The organism is Pseudomonas sp. UBA4194 (assembly GCF_002379585.1).
In the GTDB taxonomy this organism is placed as follows: domain Bacteria; phylum Pseudomonadota; class Gammaproteobacteria; order Pseudomonadales; family Pseudomonadaceae; genus Aquipseudomonas.
Genome location: NZ_DFUE01000037.1, coordinates 787 through 7,732, shown reverse-complemented (window position 1 = coordinate 7,732; position 6,946 = coordinate 787). Strand labels below are relative to the sequence as shown.

General features: G+C 62.3%; 4 protein-coding genes. All 4 read right to left on the bottom strand.

The window, feature by feature from the left end; translation table 11 throughout:
* Nucleotides 1-25 precede the first annotated feature (25 nt).
* The 4 genes from pgm to B3397_RS09600 all read right to left on the bottom strand — a co-directional run bounded on the left by pgm (nt 26) and on the right by B3397_RS09600 (nt 6,116).
* Nucleotides 26-1,666, bottom strand: a complete 1,641-nt coding sequence (gene pgm / locus B3397_RS09615) for a phosphoglucomutase (alpha-D-glucose-1,6-bisphosphate-dependent) (protein WP_296249410.1) — start codon at nt 1,664-1,666, stop codon at nt 26-28.
* A 248-nt stretch (nt 1,667-1,914) separates the two neighbouring features.
* Complete coding sequence (garD, locus tag B3397_RS09610) at nt 1,915-3,468, bottom strand: galactarate dehydratase (protein WP_296249408.1); 1,554 nt, start codon at nt 3,466-3,468, stop codon at nt 1,915-1,917.
* An 87-nt stretch (nt 3,469-3,555) separates the two neighbouring features.
* Nucleotides 3,556-4,923: an MFS transporter gene (locus tag B3397_RS09605; RefSeq protein WP_296249406.1), complete on the bottom strand. Its 1,368-nt coding sequence runs from the start codon at nt 4,921-4,923 to the stop codon at nt 3,556-3,558.
* Nucleotides 4,924-5,381: 458 nt separating this feature from the next.
* Nucleotides 5,382-6,116 (bottom strand): FadR/GntR family transcriptional regulator, encoded by a 735-nt coding sequence (locus B3397_RS09600; RefSeq protein ID WP_296249405.1) that lies wholly within the window; start codon nt 6,114-6,116, stop codon nt 5,382-5,384.
* Between the last annotated feature and the right edge of the window lie 830 nt (nt 6,117-6,946).

Sequence of the window (6,946 nt, the reverse complement as noted above, 5' to 3'; positions counted from 1 at the left end):
CACCCCAAATCCACCCAACCCCCAATCAGGAGATCGCCGAATCCACCAACACCTGCGCCTCACCTACCAGACGCTGCAGATGCGCCTCATCGATAAAGCTCTCGGCGTAGATCTTGTAGATGTCTTCGGTCCCCGAAGGTCGCGCGGCGAACCAGCCGTTGGCGGTCATCACCTTGAGCCCGCCAATCGCCTGACCATTGCCCGGCGCATGGCTGAGGATCTGCTCGATCGGCTCGCCGGCGAGCTCGGTGGACTTCACCTGCTCGGGCGACAGCTTGCTCAACGCCGCCTTCTGCTGAGGATTGGCCTTGGCTTCGACACGCGTCGAGAAGGGCTCACCCAGGCTCTCGGTCAGGGCTTTGTAAGCTTGCGAAGGATCGCGGCCAGTACGAGCGGTGATTTCAGCGGCCAACAACGCCGGAATCAGCCCATCCTTGTCGGTGGTCCAGACGGTGCCATCCTTGCGCAGGAACGATGCCCCGGCGCTCTCTTCGCCGCCGAAGCCCAGGGATCCGTCGAACAGGCCATCGGCGAAATACTTGAAGCCCACCGGCACTTCGTGAAGACGACGACCCAGGGCCGAGGTGACACGGTCGATCAGGCCGCTGCTGACCACTGTCTTGCCCACAGCCGCGTCCGCACGCCATTGCGGGCGATTGCGGAACAGGTAGTCAATGGCCACTGCGAGGTAGTTGTTCGGTGCCAGCAGACCGCCGGTGGGCGTCACGATACCGTGGCGGTCGTGGTCCGGGTCACAGGCAAAAGCCACGTCGAAACGATCCTTCAGGCCGATCAGCCCTTGCATGGCGTGGCTGGAGGACGGGTCCATGCGGATCTGGCCGTCCCAGTCCACGCACATGAAGCGGAAGGTAGGATCCACCTCGGTATTGACCACTTCCAGATTCAGTTGGTAATGCTCGGCGATGGCCGACCAGTAGCGCACCCCTGCTCCACCCAGCGGGTCCACACCCAGGCGCAGACCGGCAGCGCGGATGGCATCGAAGTCGATGACGTTGATCAGGTCCGCCACATAGGTGCTGACGTAGTCGTGGCGGTGCGTGGTCGGCGCCTTCAGGGCTGCCTCGTGGCTGATGCGCTTGACCCCCTTGAGGCCGTCGGCAAGCAGTTCGTTGGCTTTGGCTTCGATCCATTTGGTGACGTCGGTATCGGCCGGGCCACCGTTGGGCGGGTTGTATTTGAAACCGCCGCTTTGCGGCGGGTTGTGCGAAGGCGTGATGACCACACCGTCAGCCAGGCCACTCGAGCGGCCTCGGTTGTAGCAGATGATCGCGTGGGACACGGCCGGGGTCGGCGTGTACTCGTCATCCTTGGAAATCATCACCTCGACGCCGTTGGCAGCAAACACTTCCAGCGCGCTGGCGCCGGCCGGGGTGGAGAGTGCATGGGTGTCGATGCCGATGAACAGCGGGCCATCGATGCCCTTCTCCCGACGATACAGGCAGATCGCCTGGCTGATGGCCAGAACGTGCGCCTCGTTGAAGCTCAGGTTGAACGAGCTGCCGCGATGGCCGGAGGTGCCGAATGCCACCCGCTGAGTCGGTTCCGAGGCGTCAGGCTGGCCGGTGTAGTAGGCCGTGACCAGTCGCGGGATATCGACCAGCAACTGGGCTGGAGCAGGCTTGCCCGCAAACGGACTGAGCTTCATGCAAAACCTCTCTTGGGGTGTCAGGGGGTATGGGTGACAGTTTACTGGCACTTGGACACTTGAGGTAGGCGTTTGATTCCGTTGTTTGACGGGTTGGGTGTGGGTTGGATGTGGGATTGGGTGTTGGTTGGGGTTTTGTGGTGGATGGTCCCCTCACCGCAGCTCCAGGCGACGCGATCCGCCTTTAGCTCCCTCTCCCCCAGGGAGAGGGCTGGGGTGAGGGGACCATCCACCACCGACCCACAGCCTTAAGTAATCGGCGCCGGATTGAACAACGTAATGTCGTTATGCAACCGATACCGCTCGGCCCACGTCTGCTTCCTGCCGCTGGCCACGTCCAGATAGTAGTGGAACAGCTCCCAACCCAACTCCTCGATCGTCGCCCGCCCGGTTGCGATCCGCCCGGCGTCCACGTCTATCAGGTCGGGCCAGCGCTCGGCCAGCTCGGTCCGCGTCGAAACCTTCACCACCGGCGTCATCGCCAGGCCGTACGGCGTGCCGCGCCCTGTGGTGAACACATGCAGGTTCATGCCGGCGGCCAGTTGCAGTGTGCCGCAGACAAAATCGCTGGCGGGCGTCGCGCAATAGATCAGACCCTTGCTCTTGACCCGCTCGCCCGGGCCCAGCACGCCATTGATCGCGCTGCTGCCCGATTTGACGATCGATCCCAGGGACTTCTCGACGATGTTGGACAGCCCGCCTTTCTTGTTGCCCGGCGTGGTATTGGCACTGCGGTCGGCTGCGCCGCGCTCCAGATAATTGTCGTACCAGTCCATTTCGCGGACCAGTTCTTGCGCCACCTGCTGCGTCTCGGCACGGGAGGTGAGCATGTAGATCGCATCGCGGACTTCGGTAACCTCGGAAAACATCACCGTGGCCCCCGCCCGTATCAGCAGATCCGAAGCAAACCCAAGCGCAGGGTTGGCGGTGATCCCGGAGAAGGCATCGCTGCCGCCGCACTGCATGCCCAGGATCAACTCGCTGGCCGGCACGGTCTCCCGGCGGCGCAGATCGAGCTTCTGCAGGCGTGTCTCGGCCAGCGCCATGATCTGCTCGACCATTTCGCCAAAGCCGTGACCGGAGTCCTGCAGGCGATACAGCCAGGGTTCGCTGAGGTCAACGGAGGGATCGCCTTCGTGCATCACCTGACCGGCCTGCAGCTTCTCGCAGCCCAGGCTGATCACCAGCGCCTCGCCACCCAGATTGGGGTTGCGCGCCAGGTTGCGCACCGTGCGGATCGGAATGTAGGCGTCCCTGGCATTGATGGCCACACCGCAGCCATAACTGTGGGTCAGGGCCACCACGTCGTCGACGTTCGGGTATTTGGGCAGCAGTTCTTCACGGATGCGCTTGACCGCATGGTCCAGCACACCGGTAACGCACTGCACCGTGGTGGTAATGCCCAGAATGTTACGTGTGCCCACGGTGCCATCGGCGTTGCGAAAGCCCTCGAAGGTGAAGCCTTCCAGCGCCGGCAGCGGCGCTGGCACGGCGTCCGACATCGGCAGGCTATCCAGTGGCGGCGCCGAAGGCATGGCCAGCTGGGATTCCTTGACCCAACTGCCTTGGCGGATCGGCTCAAGGGCATAACCGATGATCTGACCATAACGCAGCACCTTGCCGCCCTCGGGAATATCCACCGTGGCGACCTTGTGGCTCTGCGGCACGCCTTCGACCACGGTCAGGCCGTCCGGAAAGCGGCTGCCTTCGGCGACGCCCTGGTCGTTGACCACGACCACGACATTGTCGCTCTCGTGCAGGCGCACGTAACGGGGAGAATCGGAATGTTCGATCAACTGCATGGCTTTGCCCTCTCGGTCACTCAGGCTGAATCGGTGACCGCGTGCCCGTCACTGCGGGCCGCGGTCTTTATGGCCGCTACCAGGGGTTTACGAGCGGCTGTCGGCAAGCTTGCCCTGGGGTTCGTCGACGATCATGTCGCCGTTCTCTTCGCGCAATACCACACGCTTGATCGGCCCGACGATCACCAGATAGCTGAATACCGCTACCAAGGCGTTGGCGCCGACATACACCAAGGCGTATTTGAACGACCCGGTGGCACTGATGATGTAGCCGATAACGATTGGGGTGGTGATCGAAGCGACGTTGCCGAACATGTTGAACAGTCCACCACTGATGCCGGCGATCTGTTTTGGCGAGGTGTCGGACACCACCGCCCAACCCAGTGCGCCCACGCCCTTGCCGAAGAAGGCCAGCGCCATGAACGCCACCACCATCCATTCAGCCTGTACGTAGTTGCAGATCACCATGGTGGTACTGAGCATCAGACCGCAGACGATCGGGGTCTTGCGGGCGAAGGTCAGCGAGTGGCCGCGGCGCAGCAGCGCATCGGAGATCACGCCGCCCAGTACCCCACCGATGAAGCCGCAGATAGCCGGCAGCGAGGCGATGAAACCGGCCTTGAGGATGGTCATGCCACGCTCCTGCACCAGGTACACCGGGAACCAGGTCAGGAAGAAGTAGGTGATGCCGTTGATGCAGAACTGGCCCAGGTAGACGCCCAACATCATGCGAGTGGACAGCAGTTGGCGAATGTAACCCCATTTCGGGCCCGACTTGCCGCCCTTGTCGGCGTTGTCCATATCCACCAGGCCACCGTTGTTGGCGATCAGCTCCAGCTCGGCCTCGCTGATGCTGGGGTGCTCCTTGGGGTTATGGATGTACTTGAGCCAGACGCCAGAGAAGACGATGCCCAGACCGCCCATGACCACGAACACGTGCTCCCAGCCCCAGGCGTGCACGATCCAGCCCATCAAGGGGGCAAACAGCACGGTGGCGAAGTATTGCGCCGAGTTGAAGATCGCCGAGGCCGTGCCCCGCTCCGCCGTGGGGAACCAGGCCGCAACGATGCGGGCGTTGCCGGGGAATGATGGGGCTTCAGCCGCACCGACGAGGAAACGCAGCATGAACAGTGCAATCACCGCGTTGGCCATCGGCAGGTAGCCGACAAAGCCTTGCATTACGGTGAACAGCGACCAGGTGAAGATACTCCAGGCGTAGACCTTCTTCGAGCCGAAGCGGTCCAGCAGCCAGCCGCCAGGGATCTGCAGCAGCACGTAGGCCCAGCCGAAGGCGGAGAAGATATAGCCGAGGGTGACGGCGTCGATACCCAGGTCTTTCTGCAGGCTGGCGCCGGCAATGGAGATGGTCGCGCGGTCAGCGTAGTTCAGGGTGGTGACCACGAACAGCAGAAACAGGATCATGTAACGCACATGCGTCTTTTTGGCCGCTTGCATGCGGAGTACTCCCACGAGTTGTTTTTATGCGGGTAGAGAGATCTTGGTGTGTCAGGCGAGCTTCATCGCAGGTTCAAACGCTTGCCACAGGGTGTCGCATCCAGATCCTGTGGGAACGTGTGCTACTGGCGTTCAGCCGCGCCGCGCTATCAAGCCAGGCTCAACAACTGTTGGCGCTACAGCAACGGGAGTTGTCGGACAACAAGGGAGGGTAGGACGGAGATGTGACGATTGATGGCATCATGGTTACAGCACCCTGGCGTTGGAATTATTAGGGGGAGATCGGTCTTTGCCGAAACTGCAGTTACGTTATCGTACAACGGCAGGTATATCTAGCCCGGGAACATGAAATATTTACCGGTATGCAGGGTTTATGACGAGAAGTCATCGTACTACTGGTGATTTTTACCGTACAACCCAAGCAGATGAGGGGGTATGGGCGAGCTGAGGCGGGCCGATCAGGCCATGTCTTCGTGGGATCTGACGACGCGGGCGCGGCTGTTGGCCAGGTGGACACGCATGGCAGCGCGCGAGGCGTCGTAGTCCCGGCGCGCGACGGCATCGTAGATGTGCTCGTGTTCGCGCACCAGCCGTTCATGCTTCTGCTGGCGGTCGAGCCGGGCGATGGCCACTGAATTGAGTCGCGCGCGGGGGAACATGCTGGTGCCGAAGTGGGTGACGATATCGACGAAGTAGCGGTTGTTGGCCGCAGTGGCCACTTGCAGGTGAAACTGGAAGTCGGACACCAGCGAGCCGCTGGTGTCCGAGGCCTGTTCGAAGCGGTCCAGCGCGTCGCGGATACGCTCGAGCTGCTCGTCGGTGCGACGCAACGCCGCCAGCCCTGCGGCTTCGATTTCAAAGCTCATGCGCACATCGAGGATGGCGATGACATCTTGTAGGGTGACGATGGTGGCAGGGTCCAGCCGCGAGACTGAAGAACCGGGCACATTGAGCACGAACGTGCCGATACCCCGCCGGGTTTCCACGACCCCACTGACCTGCAGACGCGACAACGCCTCACGCACCGTCGCCCGACTGACACCGCCGACCGCCATCAGCTCCACCTCGGTAGGCAGCTTGTCACCGGGCTTGACCACGCCATCGCTGATCATGCGACAGACGTCATCCACCAGGCTCTGGGCCAGGCTGCCGGGTTTGCGGCGGGTGATGTCGCTGGCAATGTCGTTGGTCATGGGGTAGCAGCTACCGATTGAGGTTGTGCCGATCATATAGCACGCACTTGTATGATGACACTCCCCCACCCGTCCAGATCCTGCGGTGAGCCGGCCGACGCCTTCGCGGCTGTACGCCGCTCCTACAAGGATCCGTGGCGTGGCTGACTTCACAACGCCTTGGCAAATATCCCTGTAGGAGCGGCGTCAAGCCGCGAAGAGGCCATCCCTGGCAACGCACCTCCCAGATCCTGCGGTGAATTGACTGACGCCTTCGCGGCTGCACGCCGGTCCTACAAGGATCCGTGGCGTGGCTGGGAGGCCATCCTGACAACGCACTTCCCAGATCCTGCGGCGAATCGCCTGACGCCTTCGCGGGTGCACGCCGCTCCGACAGGGATCTGCGGCGTGGCTGACTTTGACAACGCCTTGGCGGATATCCCTGTAGGAGCGGCGTCAAGCCGCGAAGAGGCCATCCCTGACAACGCACCTCCCAGATCCTGCGGCGAATCGCCTGACGCCTTCGCGGCTGCACGCCGCTCCTACAAGGATCCGTGGCGTGGCTGACTTTGACAACGCCTTCGCAGCTCCTTGGCAAATATCCCTGTAGGAGCGGCGTCAAGCCGCGAAGAGGCCATCCCTAACAACGCACCTTCCAGATCCTGCGGTGAATCGCCTGACGCTTTCGCGGCTGGACGCCGCTCCTACAAGGATCCGTGGCGTGGCTGGGAGGCCATCCTGACATCGTACCTCCCAGATCCAGCGTTGAATCGCCTGACGCCTTCGCGGCTGTACGCCGCTCCTACAGGGATCTGCGGCGTGGCGGATATCCTTGTAGGAGCGGCGTACAG